The organism is Serratia sp. (in: enterobacteria) (assembly GCF_051654945.1).
Taxonomy (GTDB): Bacteria; Pseudomonadota; Gammaproteobacteria; order Enterobacterales; family Enterobacteriaceae; genus Chania.
On the sequence record NZ_JBOFZA010000072.1, the window covers coordinates 316025 to 339613 of the forward strand.

General features: G+C 55.9%; 19 protein-coding genes. 9 read left to right on the forward strand and 10 right to left on the reverse strand.

Annotation, left to right across the window (positions count from 1 at the left end; translation table 11 throughout):
• Positions 1-221: 221 nt before the first annotated feature.
• The 3 genes from phoP to ACRDCA_RS11940 all read left to right on the forward strand — a co-directional run bounded on the left by phoP (position 222) and on the right by ACRDCA_RS11940 (position 3558).
• On the forward strand, positions 222-893 hold the full coding sequence (gene phoP / locus ACRDCA_RS11930) for a two-component system response regulator PhoP (RefSeq protein WP_025121153.1): 672 nt from the start codon (positions 222-224) through the stop codon (positions 891-893).
• 5 nt (positions 894-898) lie between these two features.
• Positions 899-2356 (forward strand): two-component system sensor histidine kinase PhoQ, encoded by a 1458-nt coding sequence (gene phoQ, locus ACRDCA_RS11935; protein WP_438689694.1) that lies wholly within the window; start codon positions 899-901, stop codon positions 2354-2356.
• Positions 2357-2436: 80 nt separating this feature from the next.
• Positions 2437-3558: a ribosomal protein uL16 3-hydroxylase gene (locus tag ACRDCA_RS11940; RefSeq protein WP_438689695.1), complete on the forward strand. Its 1122-nt coding sequence runs from the start codon at positions 2437-2439 to the stop codon at positions 3556-3558.
• 54 nt (positions 3559-3612) lie between these two features.
• On the opposite strand, the gene pepT is transcribed toward ACRDCA_RS11940, so the two are convergent.
• Positions 3613-4845: a peptidase T gene (pepT, locus tag ACRDCA_RS11945; protein WP_438689696.1), complete on the reverse strand. Its 1233-nt coding sequence runs from the start codon at positions 4843-4845 to the stop codon at positions 3613-3615.
• Between the two features lie 333 nt (positions 4846-5178).
• Between pepT and potA the strand changes: the two genes are divergently transcribed.
• From potA to potD, 4 genes are all read left to right on the forward strand, one after another.
• Positions 5179-6285, forward strand: a complete 1107-nt coding sequence (gene potA, locus ACRDCA_RS11950) for a spermidine/putrescine ABC transporter ATP-binding protein PotA (RefSeq protein WP_438689697.1) — start codon at positions 5179-5181, stop codon at positions 6283-6285.
• Positions 6269-7129, forward strand: a complete 861-nt coding sequence (potB, locus tag ACRDCA_RS11955) for a spermidine/putrescine ABC transporter permease PotB (RefSeq protein ID WP_438689698.1) — start codon at positions 6269-6271, stop codon at positions 7127-7129. The genes potA and potB overlap by 17 nt, the downstream gene beginning before the upstream one ends.
• Positions 7126-7902 (forward strand): spermidine/putrescine ABC transporter permease PotC, encoded by a 777-nt coding sequence (gene potC, locus ACRDCA_RS11960; RefSeq protein ID WP_438689699.1) that lies wholly within the window; start codon positions 7126-7128, stop codon positions 7900-7902. The genes potB and potC overlap by 4 nt, the downstream gene beginning before the upstream one ends.
• Positions 7903-8020: 118 nt before the next feature.
• Positions 8021-9067, forward strand: coding sequence for a spermidine/putrescine ABC transporter substrate-binding protein PotD (gene potD / locus ACRDCA_RS11965; protein WP_438689700.1), 1047 nt, complete (start codon positions 8021-8023; stop codon positions 9065-9067).
• Positions 9068-9253: 186 nt separating this feature from the next.
• Here potD and cobB read toward each other — a convergent pair whose 3' ends face one another.
• The 5 genes from cobB to lolC are packed head-to-tail and all read right to left on the reverse strand — an operon-like array spanning position 9254 to position 14219.
• Positions 9254-10093: a Sir2 family NAD+-dependent deacetylase gene (cobB, locus tag ACRDCA_RS11970; RefSeq protein ID WP_438689701.1), complete on the reverse strand. Its 840-nt coding sequence runs from the start codon at positions 10091-10093 to the stop codon at positions 9254-9256.
• Positions 10094-10105: 12 nt separating this feature from the next.
• Positions 10106-11020 carry an N-acetylglucosamine kinase gene (gene nagK, locus ACRDCA_RS11975; RefSeq protein ID WP_438689702.1) on the reverse strand — a complete coding sequence of 305 codons (915 nt, stop codon included), beginning with the start codon at positions 11018-11020 and terminating at the stop codon, positions 10106-10108.
• Between the two features lie 52 nt (positions 11021-11072).
• On the reverse strand, positions 11073-12320 hold the full coding sequence (gene lolE, locus ACRDCA_RS11980; protein ID WP_438689703.1) for a lipoprotein-releasing ABC transporter permease subunit LolE: 1248 nt from the start codon (positions 12318-12320) through the stop codon (positions 11073-11075).
• Positions 12320-13024: a lipoprotein-releasing ABC transporter ATP-binding protein LolD gene (lolD, locus tag ACRDCA_RS11985; protein WP_438689704.1), complete on the reverse strand. Its 705-nt coding sequence runs from the start codon at positions 13022-13024 to the stop codon at positions 12320-12322. Before lolD ends, lolE begins: the two co-directional genes overlap by 1 nt.
• On the reverse strand, positions 13017-14219 hold the full coding sequence (gene lolC, locus ACRDCA_RS11990; protein WP_438689705.1) for a lipoprotein-releasing ABC transporter permease subunit LolC: 1203 nt from the start codon (positions 14217-14219) through the stop codon (positions 13017-13019). The genes lolD and lolC overlap by 8 nt, the downstream gene beginning before the upstream one ends.
• A gap of 368 nt (positions 14220-14587) precedes the next feature.
• Between lolC and ACRDCA_RS11995 the strand changes: the two genes are divergently transcribed.
• Entirely contained in the window at positions 14588-15568 is a 981-nt protein-coding gene (locus ACRDCA_RS11995) for a threo-3-hydroxy-L-aspartate ammonia-lyase (protein ID WP_438689706.1), read from the forward strand.
• A 324-nt stretch (positions 15569-15892) separates the two neighbouring features.
• Positions 15893-19369, forward strand: a complete 3477-nt coding sequence (gene mfd, locus ACRDCA_RS12000) for a transcription-repair coupling factor (RefSeq protein ID WP_438689707.1) — start codon at positions 15893-15895, stop codon at positions 19367-19369.
• A 144-nt stretch (positions 19370-19513) separates the two neighbouring features.
• Here mfd and ACRDCA_RS12005 read toward each other — a convergent pair whose 3' ends face one another.
• The 4 genes from ACRDCA_RS12005 to nagZ form a co-directional block, all read right to left on the reverse strand.
• Complete coding sequence (locus ACRDCA_RS12005; protein ID WP_438689708.1) at positions 19514-20050, reverse strand: glycine zipper 2TM domain-containing protein; 537 nt, start codon at positions 20048-20050, stop codon at positions 19514-19516.
• A 262-nt stretch (positions 20051-20312) separates the two neighbouring features.
• Positions 20313-21617, reverse strand: a complete 1305-nt coding sequence (locus ACRDCA_RS12010; protein WP_438689709.1) for an NAD(P)/FAD-dependent oxidoreductase — start codon at positions 21615-21617, stop codon at positions 20313-20315.
• Positions 21618-21949: 332 nt separating this feature from the next.
• Positions 21950-22492 (reverse strand): alpha/beta hydrolase YcfP, encoded by a 543-nt coding sequence (ycfP, locus tag ACRDCA_RS12015; protein ID WP_438689710.1) that lies wholly within the window; start codon positions 22490-22492, stop codon positions 21950-21952.
• Between the two features lie 76 nt (positions 22493-22568).
• Positions 22569-23588 (reverse strand): beta-N-acetylhexosaminidase, encoded by a 1020-nt coding sequence (gene nagZ, locus ACRDCA_RS12020; protein ID WP_438689711.1) that lies wholly within the window; start codon positions 23586-23588, stop codon positions 22569-22571.
• Position 23589 lies beyond the last annotated feature (1 nt).

Consider the following 23589-nt stretch of genomic DNA (forward strand, 5'->3'; position numbering starts at 1 on the left):
TTACCTTTGTCCCTGCGCTGTTTATCCTGCGTTTATTACCCATTGTCGATAATCGAAGGATGACGCTGATTTGCCACGTTTCCTTGCAACAATAATGGGCGCTCTGTTCCAGTATTAACCAAAACGATCAGGGAGTGGTCAGCTACCAACATGCAGCAAAGCATGTAACCTTTAAGCGTGGGTGCCAAGTGTTTCACCCATCATCAACAGGAGTCTGTGCCATGCGAGTACTGGTTGTTGAAGACAATGGCCTATTGCGCCACCATCTTAGTGTCCAAATGCGTGAAATGGGGCATCAGGTCGATGCCGCAGAGGATGCCAAAGAAGCCGACTATTTTCTGCAGGAGCATGCGCCGGATATCGCCATTGTCGACCTCGGGTTACCGGGTGAAGACGGCCTGAGCCTGATCCGCCGCTGGCGCGCCAACCAGATGAAATTGCCAATCCTGGTGCTGACCGCCCGCGAGAGCTGGCAGGATAAGGTGGCGGTGCTGGAAGCCGGTGCCGACGATTACGTTACCAAGCCCTTCCACCTGGAAGAGGTCATTGCGCGTATGCAGGCGCTGATGCGCCGTAATAGCGGCCTGGCTTCGCAGGTGATCGTGCTGCCACCGTTCCAGATCGATCTCTCACGCCGTGAGCTGAGCGTCGGTGAACAGCAAATCAAACTGACGGCATTTGAGTACACGATCATCGAAACGCTGATCCGCAATGCGGGCAAAGTGGTCAGCAAAGACTCGTTGATGTTGCAGCTGTATCCCGACGCAGAACTGCGCGAAAGCCACACCATCGACGTGTTAATGGGACGCCTGCGTAAAAAACTCCAGGCCGAATACCCGCAAGAGGTGATCACCACCGTGCGTGGGCAAGGATACCGTTTCGATGCCAAGTGAACATCATGTTCAACAAAGATAAAAAGCCCTTTTCGCTACGCGCCCGCTTTCTGATGGCAACCGCCGGGGTGATCCTGGCGCTGTCGCTGTCGTATGGGCTGGTGGCGGTCGTTGGCTATATCGTCAGTTTTGATAAAACCGCCTTCCGCCTGCTGCGCGGTGAGAGCAACCTGTTCTTCAGCCTGGCGCAGTGGAAAGACCAGAAGCTGACCATTGCCATCCCGCCCGATCTCGATCTCAACTCCCCAACGCTGGTATTTATCTACGACGATAAGGGCAATCTGCTGTGGAGCCAGCGCTCGGTGCCGGAGCTGGAAACGCTGATCCAGAAAGAGTGGCTGCAAGAATCCGGTTTCTATGAGATCGACACCGACACCCGCGTCAGTAGCGAAGTACTCGGCAATAACCCCAAGGCCCAGGATCAGCTGAAGGATTATGACGATACCGACCATAACGCGTTGACCCACTCGGTAGCCGTCAATACCTATGCGGCCACCGCGCGCTTGCCCGCTTTGAGCATCGTGGTGGTCGACAGCATTCCCCAAGAGCTGCAACGCTCGGACGTGGTGTGGGAATGGTTCAGCTACGTGCTGTTGGCCAATCTGTTGCTGGTGGTGCCTTTACTGTGGCTGGCTGCCTATTGGAGTTTGCGGCCAATCAAGGCGCTGATTGCCCAGGTGGGTGAACTGGAAAACGGCGAGCGTGAACAACTGGATGAAAATCCCCCCAGTGAGCTGCGCGGCCTGGTGCGTAACCTGAACATTCTGGTACGCAATGAGCGCCAGCGTTATACCAAATACCGCACCACGCTGTCGGACCTGACCCACAGCCTGAAAACGCCGCTGGCGGTATTGCAGACTACCCTGCGCTCGCTGCGCTCCAGCAAGCAGACGACCATTGAAGAGGTCGAGCCGATCATGCTCGAACAGATCGGCCGTATCTCTCAGCAGATCGGCTATTACCTGCACCGCGCCAGCATCAACTCAGGCCAGACCGTGCTGACTCGCGAGATCCATTCGGTTTCAGCCTTGCTAGACAGCCTGAGCGTAGCGTTGAACAAGGTCTATCAGCGCAAAGGGGTAGTGATCACCCTGGATATCTCACCCGAAGTCACCTTTATGGGCGAGAAAAACGACTTTATGGAAGTGATGGGCAACGTGTTGGAGAACGCCTGTAAATATTGCCTGGAGTTTGTGGAAATCAGCTCGCTGCACTCGGACAAATACCTGACGATCGTGATTGACGACGACGGCCCCGGCATCCCGGAAAGCAAGCGCGAGCTGATCTTCCAGCGTGGCCAGCGCGTCGATACACTGCGCCCCGGCCAGGGGATTGGCCTGTCGGTTGCCGCCGAGATCATCGAACAATATGACGGGAAAATTACCCTCAGTGACAGCCCACTCGGCGGTGCACGGATGGAGGTCACCTTCTCCCGCCAGCACGATTCTCACCATCACGAATAAATTCTGTCGCTCTGGCCCCGATCCACGGGGCCTAACTTCCGTTATAATCCCCTCAGGCTCACTCTATCCTGGAATAGAACATGGATTACCAATTAGATCTGGACTGGAACGACTTTTTGCAACGTTATTGGCAAAAACGTCCGGTAATTATCAAGCGCGGTTTTAACAACTTTATCGATCCGATTTCCCCGGATGAGCTGGCCGGGTTAGCGATGGAAAACGAGGTGGACAGCCGCCTGGTGAGCCATCAGGATGGGCGCTGGCAGGTTGGCCACGGCCCGTTCGAGAGTTTTGACCATCTGGGTGAGAACAACTGGTCATTGCTGGTACAGGCCGTTGACCATTGGCATCAGCCCTCCGCTGCTCTGATGCAGCCGTTCCGTCAACTGCCGGACTGGCGTATGGACGATCTGATGATTTCGTTCTCGGTACCGGGCGGTGGCGTTGGCCCGCATCTCGATCAATATGACGTGTTTATCATCCAGGGCACCGGCCGCCGCCGTTGGCGCGTGGGCGAAAAAGTGGCGATGAAGCAGCACTGCCCGCACCCCGATCTGTTACAGGTAGAGCCGTTTGACGCCATCATTGATGAAGAGATGGAGCCTGGCGATATTCTGTATATCCCACCGGGATTCCCACATGAAGGCTACTCGCTGGAAAATTCGCTCAACTATTCGGTTGGCTTCCGTGCGCCAAATGGCCGCGAGATGGTGAGTGGTTATGCCGACTACGTGCTGGCCCGCGAATTGGGTAGCAAGCGTTACACTGACCCGGATATCGCGCTGCGCGATCACCCGGCAATGGTGCTGCCGCATGAGGTCGATGCGCTGCGTGGGATGATCCTTGAATTGGTGCAACAGCCGGAGCACTTCCAGAACTGGTTTGGCGAGTTTATTTCCCAGTCGCGCCACGAGCTGGACATCGCGCCGCCTGAGCCGCCTTATCAGGCGGGTGAAATCTATGAGCTGCTGCAACAGGGTGAGCCATTACAACGTTTAGGTGGGTTACGCGTGCTGCGCGTTGGCGACCAATGCTTTGTGAATGGTGAGCTGATCGACACCGAGCATCTGCAAGCCGCCGATGCGCTGTGCCAACACACCAGTGTTGATGCCACCTTGCTGGGAGACGCGGTGAACGATCCTTCCTTCCTGGCACTGCTGACGGCGTTGATCAACAGCGGTTACTGGTATTTTAACGACTAATCATAATGAGTGAGGGGCAAACTGGCCCCTCACTCAATCTATTAACGCAAAAAACTACCGTTTAGCGCGCTCGGCGCTCAGAGTGGCAATGCGCATGATCACCGCAACCGCCTGCTCCATCCCTTCCAGCGTAATAAACTCATGCTTGCCGTGGAAGTTATAGCCGCCGGTAAACAGATTCGGACAAGGCAGCCCCTTGAACGACAGTTGTGCGCCATCGGTGCCACCGCGGATCGGCTTCATCACCGGCTCAATATCGCAGTCACGCATCGCCTGCTGGGCCAGCTCGATCACATGCGGATGCTCGGCCACCTGCTCACGCATATTGTAGTAATTGTCTTCAATCGCTACCTCAATATAGCAATCCCGTGGCAATCCACGGCCGACCTGCTGCGCAACCTCAATCATCTTGCGCTTGCGTGCCTCAAAGCCCTCACGCTCAAAATCCCGCAAGATGTAGTGCATCTCGGCACGTTCGACATTTCCCTTGATGCTGTTGAGATGGTAGAAACCCTGGTACCCCTCGGTATGCTCTGGAGTCTCCTCGGCGGGGAGTGCCTGCTGGAAACGGGTGGCCAGCGACAGCGCATTCACCATCACCCCTTTGGCGCTGCCGGGGTGCACGTTATTGCCGACGATTTTTACCGTTACCGCCGCCGCATTGAAGTTCTCACACTCCAGTTCCCCCACGCCGCCGCCATCAACGGTGTAGGCCCACTCGGCATCGAACGCGGCCACGTCAAAGAAATGCGCCCCTTTGCCCACTTCTTCATCCGGCGTAAACGCCACGCGGATATCACCGTGAGGAATTTTTTGCTGCTTCAGCCGCACCATCGCGGTCAGGATCTCGGCGATCCCGGCTTTATCATCGGCACCCAACAGCGTTTTGCCGTCGGTGGTGATCAGCGTTTGCCCCAGCATCTGATGCAAGATCGGGAACATCACCGGCGATAGCACTTCATCTCCGATACCCAAGGCAATATCACCGCCGCGATAGTTTTCCACTACCTGCGGGGCCACATGCTTACCCGAAAAATCGGGTGAGGTATCAAGGTGAGAAATAAAGCCAATGGCTGGCACTGGCCAACTCACATTACCAGGCAGCGTGCCCATCACGCAGCCATGTTCGCTGAGCGATACCCGTTCAAACCCCAGCCCAATCATTTCCTGTTGCAACGCACGCGCCAGCTTCAGTTGCCCTTCGGTACTCGGCACATGTTTGACGTTCGCTTTAGCCTGTGTGTCAAATGAGACGTAGTTAAAAAAGCGATCTAGTAGTTTATCCATGGTTCCGCCCTCAGAATTTCGCGTTTCATTATGCGGAACCGATCCGGATCAAATATTGAGACAGGTCATTAATAATCAGATTTAACGCAAATCATTAAACCAAGTGATGGTTTTAACAGGAAACTACCGGTGTTATATTCGGCCAATGATCATGACTTATAGGCTGTTTGGCTTTCAATTACACGATTCAGCGTCTATCATGCGCCCTCTTTAAATTTTGATCGGCGCCGCTGGCTTTGAGCTTCAGTACCTGACGGGTCACCCCCGTAAGCTCGCGCAGTCTTTTCCAGCGGCGGTTCTATCTGCATCACCGTACGGGATAGAGACACAAAAATGACTGAACAATCCTCTCTGGTAACACTGAACGCCCTGAGTAAAAGTTTTGACGGCAAAGAGATCATCAGCGATCTCAACCTTGAGATTAACGATGGCGAATTTCTGACCCTGCTTGGCCCCTCCGGCTGCGGGAAAACCACCGTGTTACGGCTGATTGCCGGGCTTGAGAATGCCGATCGCGGGCAGATCGTGCTCGACGGGCAAGATATCACCGCCATCCCGGCCGAGCATCGTCACGTTAACACCGTGTTTCAAAGCTACGCCCTGTTCCCCCACATGACCGTGTTTGAAAACGTCGCCTTTGGCCTACGCATGCAGAAAACCCCAGAGGCAGAGTTAACGCCACGTGTGGAAGACGCTCTGCGCATGGTGCAATTGGACGAGTTCGCTCAGCGCCGTCCACATCAGTTGTCTGGCGGGCAACAACAGCGGGTTGCCATTGCCCGCGCGGTGGTAAATAAACCCAAACTGTTACTGCTCGATGAGTCACTGTCGGCGCTGGACTACAAGCTGCGTAAGCAGATGCAGAACGAGCTTAAGGCGTTACAGCGCAAATTGGGCATTACCTTTGTATTCGTCACCCACGATCAGGAAGAGGCGCTGACCATGTCCGATCGGATTGTGGTGATGCGCGATGGGCGTATCGAGCAGGACGGTACACCACGTGAAATCTATGAGGAACCCAAAAACCTGTTTGTCGCCAGCTTTATCGGCGAGATTAATATCTTTGATGCGGTAGTGCTGCACCGTATCGACCCGCAGCGCGTACGCGCCCGGGTTGAAGGCCGTGAATGCGATATCTACGCCGATCTGGTCGTTGAGCCAGGGCAATCCCTGAAGGTTCTGCTGCGCCCGGAAGATCTGCGCGTTGAAGAGGTGAACGACAGCGAGCAGATCGATGGCCTGATCGGCTACGTGCGCGAGCGCAACTATAAAGGCATGACGCTGGAGTCGGTGGTCGAGCTGGAAAACGGTAAGATGGTGATGGTCAGCGAGTTCTTTAACGAAGACGATCCTGACTTTGACCACTCGTTAAACCAGAAGATGGCGTTAACCTGGGTAGCAAGCTGGGAGGTGGTGCTGGCCGATGAAGAAATCGCGTAATTTGCTGCAAAACCTGGTGATCAGCGGCATCGTTGGCTGGTTGCTGTTGTTTGTGTTTCTGCCGAACCTGATGATCATCGGCACCAGTTTCCTCACCCGTGACGACGCCAATCTGGTGCAGATGGTATTCACGCTGGATAACTACACCCGGCTGTTTGATCCCCTGTATGGCCAAGTGATGCTGCACTCGCTGAACATGGCGGCGATCGCCACCTTGTGCTGCCTGCTGCTCGGCTATCCTTTCGCCATGATCCTGGTTCGCCTGCCGCAAAGGGTACGCCCACTGTTGCTGTTCCTGCTGATTGTGCCCTTCTGGACCAACTCACTGATCCGCATCTATGGGCTGAAACTGTTTCTCAGCACCCGTGGCTATCTTAACGAGTTCCTGCTGTGGGCCGGGATCATCGACACGCCGTTACGCATTATGTATACCTCTGGCGCGGTAGTGCTTGGGCTAATCTACATCTTGCTGCCGTTTATGGTGATGCCGCTCTACTCCAGCCTGGAAAAGCTGGATAAATCCTGCCTGGAAGCGGCCCGCGATCTGGGTGCCAGCAAAGTGCAAACTTTTATCCGCATCGTCATCCCTTTGACTATGCCCGGCATTATCGCCGGCTGCCTGTTAGTGCTGCTGCCGGCCATGGGCCTGTTCTACGTAGCCGACCTGATGGGCGGTGCCAAAAACCTGCTGATCGGTAACGTGATCAAGAGCCAGTTCCTCAACATCCGCGACTGGCCGTTTGGTGCCGCCACCAGCATTTGCCTGACGCTGGTGATGGGGCTGATGCTGTGGGTCTATTATCGCGCCGCCAAGCTGCTGAACAAAAAGGGAGAGCTGGAATGATGGGACGCCTGCTGCGCGGCGGCTTTATGAGCCTGATCTACGCCTATCTGTATATTCCCATCGTGATCCTGATCGTTAACTCGTTCAACACTTCGCGCTTTGGCATCAACTGGCGCGGATTTACCACCCACTGGTACAGCATGCTGATGAACAACGATAGCCTGTTGCAGGCCGCGGGGCATTCGCTGACCATGGGGGTGCTTTCCGCCAGCTTTGCAACCCTGATCGGTTCCTTAGCGGCAGTAGCGTTGTATCGCTACCGCTTTCGCGGCAAACCCTTCGTCGGGGGCATGCTGTTTGTGGTGATGATGTCGCCGGATATCGTCATGGCCATCTCGCTGCTGGTGTTGTTTATGCTGCTGGGGGTCTCATTAGGCTTCTGGTCGCTGTTATTTTCGCATATCACCTTCTGCCTGCCTTTTGTGGTGGTCACCGTCTATGCGCGCCTGAAGGGCTTTGACGTGAAGATGCTCGAGGCGGCGCGCGATCTGGGTGCCAGCGAAATGGTGATCCTGCGTAAAATCATCCTGCCGCTGGCGATGCCTGCCGTCGCCGCCAGTTGGCTGCTAAGCTTCACGCTATCGATGGATGATGTCGTGGTCTCTTCTTTCGTCACCGGGCCAAGTTACGAAATCTTGCCGTTGAAGATCTATTCGATGGTGAAGGTTGGGGTGTCTCCTGAGGTGAACGCTCTCGCGACCATCCTGCTGGTGTTATCGCTTGCGCTGGTACTGACCAGCCAACTGCTGTTACGCGATCGCCAAAAACACTGATTTGCCAACGGGATAAGCGTCTTTACCCCACTGGGCGTGCCGCCTATAATGGCCGCTCTCTGGGGTATGGCGCATCTCGCTATACTGTAAAAACATCTACTGCTAAGGGATCCGCACCATGAACAAGTGGTCACATCTGCTCGCAGCCGGAATGATGGCACTGAGCCTTGGCTCGGCAAACGCCGCGGACGACGGCAAAACGCTCTATTTCTATAACTGGACCGAGTATGTCCCGCCGGGCTTGCTGGAACAGTTCACCAAAGAAACCGGTATCAAGGTGATTTACTCCACCTATGAATCCAACGAAAGCATGTACGCCAAGCTGAAAACCTATCGCGACGGCGCGTACGATCTGGTGGTGCCCTCCACCTATTTCATCGCCAAGATGAGCAAGGAAGGGATGCTGCAAAAGATCGACAAAAGCAAGCTCAGCCACTTTAACGATCTCGACCCTGGCCTGCTAAACAAGCCGTTCGATCCCAACAACGATTACTCCATTCCGTATATCTGGGGCGCGACCGCCATTGGTATCAATACGGACGCGATTGATGCCAACACCGTGACCTCCTGGGCCGATCTATGGAAACCGGAATATAAAGGCCGCTTGCTGCTGACCGATGATGCCCGCGAAGTGTTCCAGGTCGCGCTGCGCAAGCTGGGTTATTCGGGCAATACTACCGATCCCAAACAGATCGAGGCCGCCTATAACGAGTTGAAGAAACTGATGCCCAACGTGCTGGCGTTCAACTCCGATAACCCCGGCAATCCGTATATGGAAGGCGAAGTCGATCTGGGGATGGTGTGGAACGGTTCGGCCTACGTGGCACGCCAGGCCGGTACTCCGCTGGAGATCGTCTGGCCGAAAGAAGGTGGCATTTTCTGGATGGATAGCCTGGCGATTCCGGCTAACGCCAAGAACGTTGAGGGAGCATTAAAGCTGATAGACTTCCTGCTGCGCCCAGAGATTGCAGTGCAGGTAGCGGAAACCATCGGTTACCCAACCCCCAATCTGGCCGCGAGAAAGCTGTTGCCGAAAGAGATCGCCAACGACAAGTCGCTGTATCCCGATGATGCGGTGATTGAGAACGGCGAATGGCAAAATGATGTCGGTGACACCAGTACGCTGTATGAAACCTACTTCCAGCAGTTGAAGGCCGGACGCTAATATCCCCCTCATCCCGCCCCTCTCCCACAGGGAGAGGGGCGCGGTCCGGAGCGCATAAATAGCCCGAGCAACTAAGACAAGGTATTACTCAAAGCAACCAACGAACTCGATCGGTCCCCTCGCCCTGTGGGAGAGGGTTAGGGTGAGGGGTCAACACCGAAGCCAACAACCTCACCAAACGTTCTGCTAAGGCTTATCTGCCCGCTCGACCTTGCCCATCAGGAATTTGTGCACAAAACGGGGCACCACTTCGCTGGCCGGGCCGTAGTGCTTCTCTTCGAACTGACTTTCCACCAGACTCGGCTCCAGGTTCAGCTCCATGGTATATGCCCCACCCAGTCTTGCCTCGTGGACAAAGCCAGCCGCCGGGTAAACATTGCCGGAAGTGCCAATCGCAATAAAGAAATCGGCCTTGGCCAACGCGGCATAGATCTCCTCCATGCCCAACGGCATTTCACCAAACCACACCACGTGAGGCCGCAAAGGCGCCGGGAACTGACAACAGTGGCAACGCTCATCCACACTCAGATCGCCCAACCACTCCACCACCTGACCGGAACTGGTGCAACGCACCTTCAGCAGCTCACCGTGCATATGCAGCACCTGCTTGCTGCCAGCCCGCTCGTGCAAATTATCAATATTCTGCGTGACCAGCAGGAAGTTTTCTTCCCCCAGCCACTCTTCCAAATCGGCTAACGCACGGTGAGCCGCATTAGGGCCGATAGTCGACTGCTGCAGCTGCCGACGGCGCGCATTATAAAATTCCTGCACCAAGGCCGGATCACGTTGATAGCCATCCAGAGTCGCGACATCTTCCACCTTATGCTCTTCCCACAGCCCATCGGCAGCGCGGAAAGTACGGATACCGGACTCGGCAGAGATCCCGGCCCCCGTCAGCACCACGACAAACGGCTTTTTCAGCTCAGCCGCCGCCATGGTATCGCGTTGGAATATCCGCGAACGAAAACGCTGATGCCGCACATGCTTACTCTTGCGAAACTGACACAACCGATGGCGAGTGTGCATGAACTCTCCTTTTTATGACTTATCCACCAAATTGAGGAACGCTGCCCCGCGAACACCGCCAGCGTCGCCATAGCGCGCCTTCTCGATGCGCGGCAGTTTGGCCACCCGTAACAGATGGGCTGGCAAACGCTGGGGCAACGCCTGATAAATTGCTGCAAAATTCGAGAGACCACCGCCAATCACCACCAGGTGGGGATCAATGATGGTCAGCAGGTTGCCCAGACAAATGGCCAGGACATCCAGAAAACGCTCTACGTGTGCCACGGCCTGTGGCTCACCAGCCTGATAATGCGCAATGATTTGCTGCGCTGGCAACGGCTGTTGGTAAAAATGCGCATACATCCACTCAAATCCGCGGCCCGAGATGTAATTTTCGATGCAACCGTCATGGCCACAGCCACAAGGGACGCGAGGAATATCACGCCCCAGCACCTCCAACGCATCCACCGGCAAGCGGAAATGGCCGAACTCGCCGGCAATAAAGTTACGCCCGGAGACCACTTTACCATTAACGATCAAACCACCGCCAACCCCGGTGCCCAGGATAATCCCCAGCACCGTCGGATAATGGCGAAACTCTTCGTCCCAGGCCTCTGAGAGCGTGAAGCAGTTGGCGTCGTTATCTACCTTGACCTCGCGGCCAATCAGGGCGCTCAAATCACGCGGCAGCGGCTGGCCCATCGCGGCCGGAACGTTGGCGGTAAACAAGGTGCCGTCTTCATTAGGCAACCCAGGAATGCCGATACCCACCAACCCTGGCGTGCCGCAGACGGCATCGGCCTCGTGGGTGAGATCGCGCAATACCGCCAGCAGTTGCCGGTAGTCGTCACGCGGCGTCGGCACCCGCTTTTGCCAGATACGTTGCAGATTGGCGTCGAACACCCCAAGCTCAATCTTGGTGCCGCCCATATCGAAACCGTAGTACATAACTCACCCTCTGGGTAAAAAAATGGGGCGCATTGCTGGCCCCAGGTTTTTATTATTGTCCGCTTAATACGCGGGCCGGATCGATGCGGCTGGCGCGTCTGGCCGGATACCAACTGGCCAATAGGCTAAGCACCAGCGCCGTGCCCAATACGATCGCCACATCCAGCCAGTGCAGCTCGGAAGGCAGGAAATCGATAAAGTAGATATCGCCAGACAGGAATGAGTGGCCCATCAGCTTTTCGATACCCTTGATAATATTGGTCAGCTGCAGCGAGGCGATCACCCCGACCACCACGCCGCTAAGGCTGCCCACCAGACCGGCCAACAGGCCATACCAGATAAAGATGGCGCGGATAAAGCCGTCTTTGGCCCCCAGCGTACGCAGCACGGCAATATCACCGCTCTTGTCCTTCACCGCCATCACCAGGGTGGAAACGATGTTGAAACAGGCCACGCCGATCACCAGTACCATCGCCAGATACATGATGGCACGGATCATCTGAATATCGCGGTACATAAAGCCGTAGGTGCCAATCCAGCTCTTGATATAGACGGTGGCATCGGCAACTTCCCCGGCATCGCGCACCAGCTTGTTGGCGGCGAACACGTCGTTGACCTTGATGGCAATGCCAGTGACACTGTCACCCATATCCAGATATTGCTGTGCATCGGCCAATGGCACCATGGCCAAGCTGTGATCGAGCTGGCCGCTCAGTTGCAGAATGCCGGTCACATGCAGACGAATGCGTTTCGGCTGCAACAGTTTCATCTCTGGGTCACTGTTGGGGATCATCACCGTAACGTAAGAGCCCTGCTTCACGCCCAGCGCTTCGGCCACGCCCTTGCCCAGGATGACCTGCTGCTCACCGCTTTTAAAATTGGCCCAGGCATCGCCCTGCACATAGCTTGGTAGCGCGCTAAGCTGGCTTTCCTGTGCAGGATTGACACCTTTAACCTGCACGGCACGCAGCTGTGCGCCATTTTCCATCAGCCCGGTAAAGTTGATATAAGGTGCCGCAGCCAAAATACCTGGCACCTTTTCGACCCGTTGCAGGATCTCCGGCCAGGCGGTGAACGGCTGCTTGACCGGTTCAATCTCGCCGTGTGGCACCACCGCCAGAATACGGTTCTGCAGTTCACGTTCGAAGCCGTTCATCGCGCTTAACCCGACGATCAACACCGCCACGCCCAGCGCGATACCGATGGTGGAAATCACCGAGATCAGCGAAACCATGCCGCCACGCTTGCGGCCTCGGCTAAAGCGCAGCGCCATCAGTAATGATAGTGGCGAAGCGCTCATTACTCGGCCCCCATCAGGGTCAGTTGCGCCTGCAAATGACCGTCTGCCATTTCCAACTGGCGGCTCAGACGTTTGGCGAGTTGCAGGTCGTGGGTCACCACCAGGAATGCGGTGCCCTGACGCACGTTCAGTTCACCCAACAGATCGAAGATGCTGTCTGCGGTGCGTTTATCCAGGTTGCCGGTGGGTTCATCCGCCAATACCAACGACGGGTTATTCACCAACGCACGGGCAATGGCCACACGCTGGCGTTCCCCGCCGGAAAGCTCGGACGGGCGATGTTTGCTACGCTTTTCCAAGCCCACAGCAGCCAGCATTTCCAGCGACTTCTCCTTCGCCAGCGTCGGTTTCATGCCACCGATCAGCAGCGGCATCGCGGCATTTTCCAGCGCGGTGAAATCAGGCAGCAGATGATGGAACTGATAGATAAAGCCGAGCTGGCGGTTGCGCAGTTCCGCTTTGGCAGTGGAAGACAGCTTGTTCAACGACTGCCCTTTGTAGATCACTTCGCCGGAGGTGGGCGAATCCAGCCCCCCCAGCAGGTGCAGCAAGGTACTTTTACCGGAACCCGAGCTGCCGACGATCGCCATCATCTCGCCCGGTTGCATGGCAAAACTGACATTGCGCAGCACGTCGGTATGCAGGTTGCCTTCCTGATAGGTTTTACACAGGCGCTCACACTGCAATAAAGGATGGTTACTCATAACGTAAAGCCTCAGCGGGTTGTACGGCGGCAGCGCGCCATGAAGGGTAAAGCGTGGATAACAGAGAAACGGCCATCGCCACTACGGCAATGATCGTCACCTGGAGAGGGTCAACCGCCACTGGCAGAGAAGCCCCGTCGATCAACGCGCCAAGGATCGGCATCAGGTTGTTCAGATTGGTGGCCAACAGCACGCCTAACAGCGTACCCAGCAGCGAGCCGATAATCCCGGCGCTGGCCCCCTGTACCATAAACACCGACATGATCTGCCGCCGCGTCAGGCCCAGAGTTTGCAAAATGGCGACTTCGCCCTGCTTCTCCATCACCAACAGGCCCAGCGAGGTAATGATATTGAACGCCGCCACCGCCACGATCAGGCTGAGCAACAGGCCCATCATGTTTTTCTCCATGCGCACCGCCTGGAACAGCTCACCTTTGCGCTCACGCCAATCCTTCCACTGGGTGCCTTCCGGCAGCGTTTGCTGGCTGAGGGTATCCACCGTCAAGGGCTGTTGCAGGAACAGGCGCCAACCGGTGATGTTGCCTGCCGGATAGCGCATCAGGCGGGAAGCATCTTGCTGGTTCGCCAGCAACTGATAACCATCCACTTCGCTATTGGCGTGGAACGTGCCAATTACGGTGAACAGACGCTGGCTCGGAATGCGGCCCATCGGCGTGAACTGGCTGGCACTCGGCACCATCAGACGCAGCTGATCGCCGCGCTTGACGCCCAACTGCCCGGCAAGCTGTTCGCCGATAATCAGGTTGTACTCGCCGGGTTGCAGTTGCTGTTGCTTCACATTCACCAGATAGGGCGTCAGCGGATCGGCTTCATCCGGGTTGATCCCCAGCACCACGCCCACCGCCACGCTACGGGCGCTTTGCAGCACCACATCGCCAGTGGTCAACGGGGCCACTCGGGTGACGCCTTGCAGGCCTTGAACCGTAGAGGCTGGCAGTTGTTCAGGGTTGACAGACCCCTGTTTGCTGGTGATCAGCGCTTGTGGCATCAGCCCCAGGATGTTGTTTTCGAGATCTTTCTCGAAGCCATTCATCACCGAAAGCACGGTTACCAGCGCCATGACCCCCAGCGTAATGCCGATGGTGGATAGCCAGGACACAAACCGCCCAAAGCGGTCTGAAGCTCGCCCGCGCATATAACGCAGGCCAATAAATAACGCGACAGGTTGATACATGAAATCCGTTTTGTTGCCGTAGCTTAAGCAAAGTGATCAAGGATAATAAAGGCTCTATCTGGTTTATGGAACCACCCGACCGGTTTTATTCATCATGTTTGCACGGGTTTACAGAAAATACCGGATTTTGACGGTGCCAATGACCGCTGGTTTCCGCCGACGGCGGCTTAACCGTTTGACAATCCGTTTACAACGGGCAAATTAAGAGTCTATACCCTATGGATTTCAAGTTGCAGCTAGGCGACAAGCTATCTCATCCCCAGGAGCTTACTTTTAGTAAGTGACTGGGGTGAGATAGCACAGGTAACAACGCTGCAGCTTGAAAGACGACGGGTATAAACGAATCAATGCCAACCAACGAGGTAGCCATGACCGTTACGCCCCACTGCATTACCGCCGCCGATATTGCCAAAGCCGCCGAAATCCTGCAAAACCACGCGATCCGCACCCCGATAATGACCTCACGCCAGGCGGATGAGATCGCCGGTGCCCAGCTATTTTTCAAGTGCGAAAACTTCCAGCGCATCGGAGCCTTTAAATTCCGCGGTGCCTATAATGCCATCAGCCAGTTGACCCCGGCCCAACGCCAGGCCGGAGTGATTGCCTTTTCATCCGGTAACCATGCGCAGGCGATGGCGCTGGCAGCCCGTGAGCTTGGGGTGAACGTTACCATCGTGATGCCACATGACGCCCCCGCAGCCAAGCTGGCAGCAACGCGTGGTTATGGGGCAAACGTAGTGATCTATCAGCGGCAAACCGAAGACCGCGAAGCCATTACCCGGCAGTTGGCGACGGAGCAAGGCTTGACGATGATCCCGCCTTACGATTATCCGCAGGTGATGGCTGGCCAAGGCACTGCGGCCAAAGAGCTGATCGAAGAAGTTGGCCCACTGGATGTGCTGCTGGTTTGCACCGGTGGCGGTGGGCTGCTTTCCGGCTGTGCCATTGCTGCACATCACTGGTCACCCGGTTGCCGGGTATTTGGTGTCGAGCCAGAGGCTGGCAACGATGTCCAACAGGCGTTCCGCAGCGGGGAGAAAGTGTGGATCCCAGTGCCAAAAACCATTGCAGACGGCGCGCAGACCCAGCAGGTAGGCAACCTCACCTTCCCGATCATTCAACACTATGTGGAAGATATCCTGACGGTGACCGACAAACAGCTGTGTCAGCAGATGCGTTTCTTTATGGAGCGGATGAAAATGGTGGTCGAACCGACCGGTTGCCTGGCAGCCGCTGCGGCGATGAATCGGCTTATCGATCTGCGCGGCAAAAAAGTGGGGGTGATCGTCAGCGGCGGCAACGTGGACGTCGATAAGATTGGCCAGTATCTCGCCATGGCGCAGGATTGACCAAATAACCACCAACACGACACTTCTCCACGCTTTTACCGGTGTCAGTTTATCGGCCGCTAGGCTAGTATAACCAAGGTAAAAGGTGATGGGCTTGAGTGACTTGAAGTGCCCCTCACCCTAACCCTCTCCCACAGGGAGAGGGGACTGAATGTGCCACAGTGTTGTTCCGTACTTAACCTCAACACCAGACTGGCACCCTCTCCTTGAGGTGAGGGAGATGGAGCAGCACCACGTAAACAGGATTTTGTGGTATTCACGCGTCGAGCGCCACGGTGAACACCACAAAAACTGTTATTTAATTCATTGATTAAAGAAAACTGAATGAGCATTTCTGATAAAAGCCGCAGTTCCGCATCCTCCTACCGTTACTCTCTTCCTGACCGCGCGGGTGATTTACGCCAGTTGGGGCAGCTCACCGGTTCTGCCTGTGCCGTTGAATGCGCCGAGATCGCCGAGCGCCATCCCGGCCCGGTGATGCTCATTGCACCGGATATGCAGAATGCCTTGCGGCTGCGTGACGAGATCCAGCAGTTTACCGATCAGATGGTGACCACCCTTTCCGACTGGGAAACGCTGCCGTACGACAGCTTCTCACCTCATCAGGAAATCATCTCGGCACGGCTTTCCAGCCTGTATCACCTGCCAACCATGGCGCGCGGCATAATCATTCTGCCGGTGAACACGCTGATGCAACGCGTCTGCCCGCATGAATTCCTGCATGGCCACGCGCTGGTGATGAAAAAGGGCCAACGGCTATCGCGGGATCTGCTGCGGGCACAGTTGGAACAGGCCGGTTACCGCAGCGTCGATCAGGTGATGGAGCACGGCGAGTTTGCCACACGCGGTGCGTTGCTGGATCTGTATCCGATGGGCAGCGAAGAGCCTTACCGCATCGACTTCTTCGACGACGAGATCGACAGCCTGCGCACCTTTGACGTCGATAACCAACGCACACTGGCTGAAGTCGAAGCCATCAATCTGCTGCCTGCGCACGAATTCCCGACCGACAAGGCCGCCATCGAGCTGTTCCGCAGCCAGTGGCGTGAGCAGTTTGAAGTCCGCCGCGACGCCGAACATATTTATCAGCAAGTGAGCAAAGGCACCTGGCCTGCCGGTATCGAATACTGGCAACCGCTGTTCTTCAGCCAGCCGCTGCCCTCGCTGTTCAGCTATCTGCCAGCCAATACGCTGCTCGTCAACACCGGCAACCTGGAAGGGGCCGCTGAGCGTTTCTGGCTTGATGTCAATCAACGCTATGAGAACCGGCGGATCGATCCGATGCGGCCACTGCTGGCCCCGGATACCTTATGGCTGCGAGTGGATGCACTGTTTGCCGAGCTGAAAGCCTGGCCGCGGATGGCGTTAAAAACCGAGGAGCTGCCAGCCAAAGCCGGTTGCACCAATCTGGGCTATCAAACCCTGCCCGACCTGGCTGTACAAGCTCAGCAAAAAGCGCCGCTGGATAATCTGCGCCGCTTTATTGAAAGCTTTACCGGTGGCGTGGTTTTCTCAGTCGAAAGTGAAGGCCGCCGCGAGACCCTGCAAGATCTGCTTGGCCGCATCAAACTCAGTACCAGCCTGATCCATCATCTGGATGAGGTCGAAGCTCCTGGCCGTTACATGATGGTCGGTGCCTCGGAGCGTGGCTTCCTCGATACGCTGCGTGACCGGGCGTTAATCTGCGAAAGCGATCTGCTCGGTGAACGCGTCAGCCGCCGTCGGCAGGATAATCGCCGCACCATCAACACCGATACCCTGATCCGCAATCTGGCGGAGCTGCATCCAGGGCAGCCGGTGGTGCATCTGGAACACGGCGTAGGCCGCTACGTAGGCCTGACGACGCTGGAAGCCGGAGGCATCAAAGCAGAATATCTGATCCTCTCCTATGCCGGTGAGGACAAGCTGTATGTGCCGGTCTCCTCCCTGCACCTGATCAGCCGCTATGCCGGGGGGGCCGACGAAAACGCCCCACTGCACCGGCTTGGCGGGGATGTCTGGTCACGAGCCAGGCAAAAAGCCGCCGAACGCGTGCGTGACGTGGCTGCCGAGTTGCTGGACATCTACGCCCAACGCGCCGCCAAGAGCGGCTTTGCGTTCAAACATAATCGTGAGCAGTATCAGCTGTTCTGCCAGACCTTCCCATTTGAGACCACGCCGGATCAGGAACAGGCCATCAACGCGGTACTGAGCGATATGTGCCAGCCGCTGGCGATGGACCGCCTGGTCTGCGGCGACGTGGGCTTTGGTAAAACCGAAGTGGCGATGCGGGCCGCCTTCCTGGCCGTCGAAAATGGCAAACAGGTGGCGGTGCTGGTGCCGACGACCCTGCTGGCGCAACAGCACTTTGACAACTTCCGCGATCGCTTTGCCACCTGGCCTATCCGCATCGAGATGTTATCGCGTTTTCGCAGTGCCAAAGAGCAGCAGCAGATCCTGGAAGACGCGGCCGAAGGCAAAGTGGATATCCTTATCGGTACCCACAAGCTACTCCAGAGCGACCTGCGCTGGAAAGATTTAGGGCTGTTGGTTGTCGATGAAGAACATCGCTTTGGCGTGCGTCACAAAGAGCGCATCAAGGCGATGCGTGCCGACGTGGATATCCTGACATTGACCGCTACGCCAATCCCACGCACCCTGAATATGGCCATGAGCGGCATGCGCGATCTGTCGATCATTGCCACGCCGCCTGCGCGCCGTCTGGCAGTGAAAACCTTTGTCCGCGAATACGACAGCCTGGTGGTACGCGAGGCCATCCTGCGTGAGGTGTTGCGCGGCGGCCAGGTGTATTACCTGTATAACGACGTCGAAAATATCGATAAGGCTGCCGAAAAACTGGCGGAACTGGTGCCAGAAGCGCGTATTGCCATCGGCCACGGCCAGATGCGCGAACGCGATCTCGAGCGGGTGATGAACGACTTCCACCACCAGCGCTTCAACGTGCTGGTCTGTACCACCATTATTGAAACCGGCATCGATATCCCCAGCGCCAATACCATTATTATCGAACGCGCCGACCGTTTTGGCTTGGCACAGCTGCATCAGTTACGTGGCCGTGTCGGGCGTTCACACCATCAGGCCTACGCTTATCTGCTAACCCCGAATCCAAAGGTCATGAGCACCGATGCCCACAAGCGGTTGGAAGCGATCGCGACGCTGGAAGATTTAGGGGCCGGATTTGCGCTTGCCACCCATGATTTGGAAATTCGTGGTGCGGGGGAATTGCTAGGGGAAGACCAGAGCGGCCAGATGACCACCGTGGGCTTCTCGCTGTATATGGAGCTGTTGGAAAGCGCCGTCGATGCCTTGAAGAACGGGCGTGAGCCTTCGTTGGAAGATCTCACCAGCAATCAAACGGAAGTGGAGCTGCGTATGCCAGCGCTGCTGCCTGATGACTTTATCCCAGATGTGAATACCCGTTTATCCTTCTACAAACGCATTGCCAGCGCCAAGGATGAAGGCGAGCTGGAGGAGTTGAAGGTCGAGCTGATCGATCGCTTTGGGTTGTTACCTGATGCAGCGCGCAACCTGCTGCAAAGCGCGGCGATGCGTCAACAGGCGCAGATACTCGGGATCAAACGTATCGAAGGCAACGAACGCGGTGGCTTTATCGAGTTTGGTGAGAAGAACCGGGTCGATCCTGGCTATCTGATTGGCTTACTACAAAGTAAACCGCAGGTTTACCGTCTGGATGGACCGACCAAGCTGAAGTTTATGCTGGATCTCAGCGACCGTGCCGAACGGCTGAAGTTTATTGGGGAGTTGCTGGCTGCATTCCGGGAACATACCTTGGCGATTTGATGGTTATAGTCCCCTCACCCCAGCCCTCTTCCAAAGGGAGAGGGGCCAGTCCGGTGCAGAGGTCAAACACAGGCGTTAATTTGTAGCACGGTAAGTCCCCTCTCCCTTTGGAAGAGGGTTAGGGTGAGGGGTAAACTCGACCTATCAGACCTTGCTCAGCACCAACTGGCCATTTTTATCCACCGGGATCTGGGTGCCAGGATCGTGATCCATACGGATCTTGCCCTGCTGGTTACCGATTTTGTACGTCACATCATAGCCCAGCGTTTTCTGGGATTTGTCATACACCGTTTTGCAGCGCTGCTGCGTGCTGGTAGTGGTATCGTTGTCCTGCAACGCCCCCTGCACCTGGTGTCCGGCATACCCGCCACCCAGCGCGCCCACCACGGTCGCAACATCACGGCCACGGCCACCGCCAAACTGGTGACCAATCACGCCCCCGGCAACCGCACCCAGCACGGAGCCAGCGATACGGTTTTCATCCTGAACTGGAGCACGATGGGTCACAGTGACGTTCCGACACTCCTGGCGAGGAGTCTTAACGGTTTCTTTGATCGGTGTTGCGGCGAGAACCTGCGCATATTGTGGGCCGGGAGTAAATACGTCCAGACCGGCCACGGCAGCAATTCCCAGAGCGGCTGCAATACCAATCCCAACACCGGCTAACATTGATTTGTTCACAGGAAATCCTCCTGAATGTGTTACCACGCATTATGCACCGGGAAAACACGCTCCCCGGTTTACGGCGTGCGTGACGCGCCGTCTGTAAACTCCCTAAAGTCTGCACAAGGAAGTTCGACCTCGCAATAAGACTCAAAGAGCAAAATGGCGCTAAACCGGGAAAAATCTGATAATTTGAGAGAATTCCGAACGGCGAGCTAACAAAAAACCCACGTGGCAAGCCTACGTGGGTTTTCATTAACCGATCCAGCGGCTTAAAGCATCAGTGCATCTTCAAGCGTGGGCGGATCACCCGGTTGATACCCCCAACCAGCATCATCAGGCCGGTCTTGGTATAGCCGTGAAGTGCTACCTGGTGCATACGGTACAGCGAAATATACACCACACGCGCGATACGCCCTTCGACCATCATCGAACCGCGCATCAGATTACCCATCAGGCTGCCTACGGTGCTGAAACGGGAAAGTGATACCAGCGAGCCGTGATCCTTATACACATAAGGTTTCATCGGCTGTTCGTTCATCATGGCCAGGATGTTGCTATAGCAGCGTGATGCCATCTGGTGGGCAGACTGTGCCCGTGGTGGCACGAAGCCGCCGCCCTCGCGCGGGCAGGAGGCGCAGTCACCAATAGCGAAGATGTTGGCATCACGAGTGGTTTGCAGCGTCGGTTCAACCACCAGTTGGTTGATGCGGTTGGTTTCCAAGCCGGCAATGTCTTTCATAAAGTCTGGAGCCTTGATACCTGCTGCCCAGACCATCAGATCGGCATTGATAAACTCGCCGCCTTTGGTGTTCAGGCCATGCTCGTCGGCACTGGTCACCATGGTGTTGGTCAACACCCGCACGCCAAGCTTGTTCAGTTCCTGGTGTGCCGCAGCGGAAATACGCGGCGGCAAGGCTGGCAGAATGCGCTCACCGGCTTCAACCAGGGTGACCTTCAGGGCGCTGTTATCCAACCCTTCAAAGCCGTAGCTGTGCAGCTGTTTAACCGCGTTATGCAGTTCCGCCGACAGTTCAACACCAGTAGCGCCACCGCCAACGATGGCAATGTTGACGCTTTCTTTCTCTTCCGGCTTGGCTGAGAACTTGAGGAACAGGTTTAACATTTCGTTATGGAAACGGTGCGCCTGATTTGGGTTATCCAGGAAGATGCAGTTATCGCGCACTCCTGGAGTGCCAAAGTCGTTCGAGGTGCTGCCCAGCGCCATGACCAGAATGTCGTAGCTCAACTCGCGAGCCGGAACCAGTTCAATCCCCTGCACATCGCAAATCTGCGTCAGTTGCAGCGTTTTCTTTTCACGATCAATGTTGACCAGTGAACCCAGCTGGAAGTTGAAGAAGTGATTACGCGCATGCGCCAGATAGTTCAACGCATCCACGCCGTCATCCAGGGAGCCGGTGGCGACTTCATGCAACAGCGGTTTCCACAGGTGACTGTGGTTACGATCCACCAGCGTGATCTCCGCCTTGTGCTTACGACCCAGTTTATGGCCCAGGCTGGTTGCCAGCTCCAGACCACCGGCACCACCGCCGACAATAACTATTTTCTTCTTTGGCGTTGTCAAAATGACCCCCTGAATGTGAACCAATTGTTGCCTAAGGGTAAATAAATAATATCCTTAGAATACATAGGGTTCGCTTAAGTTAAACCTGCTATCTGAGGCCAGAATAGCATGAGAGGTTATTTGGTCATACCAAAATTGATGTACATCAAAGTTTTTTGGTTAAAGGCTGGACGAAGGCTTTTTTTGAGGATTGTGATTCAAATAGTTAGCGTGAGATCACAGTTTTTAATTTTGCTGCTGGCCAGCGAAAACCGGGCCGATAAAAACAAAAAAGCCGTAACGGTTGCCCTTACAGAACAGCGTTTACGGCTTGGTTGTGCGTTACGAAATTGTTATGCCAAGGTCTTGAACGCTTTGATACGCTGCAAATGCGGCGAGATGTTTTTAAACTTATGGCTCTGCTGCTCATCCCAGACGATTTCATAATACTTGTGCAGCAACTCTGCACTACGCTGGCTGTCCAGCACTTCATCCTGGCGAGAAAGTACCACCAGGCAGCGATCGCGGTTCTTCTCACGGAAATCGTCCACGCATTTGGTGGCAATATCGCGATACTCTTCCGGCCGATCGATCTTGCCGTGCATATGTTCTTCCGGGTAAAGATTCGGGTTGAAGATCACCTGACGGATGCCGCACAAAAAGCCGATACGTTCGGCCCAAAAACCGCCTAACCCCACGCCGCAGATCAACGGATGGGCATCTCCTTCCTGCTGAACCGCCTTGTCCACCTCTTTCAATAAATGCTGCATATCATGGCGTGGATGCAAAGTGCTGTAGCTGATAAAGCGCACGTCCGGATCGATGAATTGCAACTGCATAATCTTTTCATGATTGCCGGGACTGGTGGAATCGAAGCCATGCAAATAAATAATCATGTGGTTCCTCGCAACAAGCTGGGGGCCGCTGGCAGCCCCCATTATTAACGCCGCCTTCTTGCGGCGCCCTGGCCGTTCACCCCGCTGAGCGTTGCTTATGCTCTTCCCAGCGTTCATGCAATTGGCTCAGCGCAGTATGCGCCTTTTGCCAACGGTCGGAATCGCGCAGTTCCTGACGGGTGAACTGACCGCGATGATATAACCGCTGCAATTTCTCTACTTTGACCGGGGACAGGTTATCTAACACGCTGACCGCCCCTGCCCGATTATTGCAAACCAGGATCATATCGCAACCGGCGTCCAGTGCAGCCTGGCCACGCTCGGCATAGCTGCCCATGATCGCCGCCCCTTCCATCGACAGATCGTCGGAGAAGATCACGCCGTCAAAGCCCAGTTCCTGGCGCAGGATTTGTTGCAACCAGTAAGGCGAGCCGCTGGCCGGACGCGGGTCTGCTTCAGTATAGATGACATGCGCCGGCATGATGGCATCCAGCAAGCCACGTTGGATCAGCTCACGGAAGATAGTCATATCATGTTCGCGGATCTGGGCCAATGGCCGTGGATCGCGCGGCGTTTCTTTATGCGAGTCTGCCGTGACCGCGCCATGCCCTGGGAAATGCTTGCCGGTGGTTTTCATCCCGGCGCTGTGCATCCCCTGGATAAAGCGCTCGGCCATCACTAACGCCTGCTGTGGATCGCTATGGAAAGCGCGTTCGCCAATCGCCGCGCTGGCGTGGCCGATATCCAATACCGGGGCAAAGCTGATATCGATATCCTGTGCGATCATTTCCGAGGCCATCAGCCACCCGGCTTCCTGAGCCAGACGCCCGCCTTCCTGGGCATCATTGAGTGCGGCAAAGGACTGCGCCGCAGGTAAGCGGGTAAAGCCTTCGCGGAAGCGCTGCACACGCCCGCCTTCCTGATCCACTGCCACCACCAGACGCGAATGCGAGGCCGCACGGATCTGGCGCACCAGTTCACGCAGTTGCTGCGGATCGGCAAAATTGCGGGTAAACAGGATCAGGCCGCCCACCAGCGGGTGTTTTAAAATCTCGCGTTCTTCTGCGTCCAGCTCATAGCCGACGACATCTAGCATT

Bases quoted from the DNA above. Each gene is read 5' to 3' on its own strand.
- potC (WP_438689699.1), top strand. From the start codon at position 7,126: ATGATGGGACGCCTGCTGCGCGGCGGCTTTATGAGCCTGATCTACGCC.
- phoP (WP_025121153.1), top strand. From the start codon at position 222: ATGCGAGTACTGGTTGTTGAAGACAATGGCCTATTGCGCCACCATCTT.
- ycfP (WP_438689710.1), bottom strand. From the start codon at position 22,492: ATGATTATTTATTTGCATGGCTTCGATTCCACCAGTCCCGGCAATCAT.
- potD (WP_438689700.1), top strand. From the start codon at position 8,021: ATGAACAAGTGGTCACATCTGCTCGCAGCCGGAATGATGGCACTGAGC.
- lolC (WP_438689705.1), bottom strand. From the start codon at position 14,219: ATGTATCAACCTGTCGCGTTATTTATTGGCCTGCGTTATATGCGCGGG.
- nagK (WP_438689702.1), bottom strand. From the start codon at position 11,020: ATGTACTACGGTTTCGATATGGGCGGCACCAAGATTGAGCTTGGGGTG.
- nagZ (WP_438689711.1), bottom strand. From the start codon at position 23,588: ATGCTAGATGTCGTCGGCTATGAGCTGGACGCAGAAGAACGCGAGATT.
- lolE (WP_438689703.1), bottom strand. From the start codon at position 12,320: ATGAGCGCTTCGCCACTATCATTACTGATGGCGCTGCGCTTTAGCCGA.
- ACRDCA_RS11995 (WP_438689706.1), top strand. From the start codon at position 14,588: ATGACCGTTACGCCCCACTGCATTACCGCCGCCGATATTGCCAAAGCC.
- lolD (WP_438689704.1), bottom strand. From the start codon at position 13,024: ATGAGTAACCATCCTTTATTGCAGTGTGAGCGCCTGTGTAAAACCTAT.
- potB (WP_438689698.1), top strand. From the start codon at position 6,269: ATGAAGAAATCGCGTAATTTGCTGCAAAACCTGGTGATCAGCGGCATC.
- phoQ (WP_438689694.1), top strand. From the start codon at position 899: ATGTTCAACAAAGATAAAAAGCCCTTTTCGCTACGCGCCCGCTTTCTG.
- mfd (WP_438689707.1), top strand. From the start codon at position 15,893: ATGAGCATTTCTGATAAAAGCCGCAGTTCCGCATCCTCCTACCGTTAC.
- cobB (WP_438689701.1), bottom strand. From the start codon at position 10,093: ATGCACACTCGCCATCGGTTGTGTCAGTTTCGCAAGAGTAAGCATGTG.
- pepT (WP_438689696.1), bottom strand. From the start codon at position 4,845: ATGGATAAACTACTAGATCGCTTTTTTAACTACGTCTCATTTGACACA.
- ACRDCA_RS11940 (WP_438689695.1), top strand. From the start codon at position 2,437: ATGGATTACCAATTAGATCTGGACTGGAACGACTTTTTGCAACGTTAT.
- potA (WP_438689697.1), top strand. From the start codon at position 5,179: ATGACTGAACAATCCTCTCTGGTAACACTGAACGCCCTGAGTAAAAGT.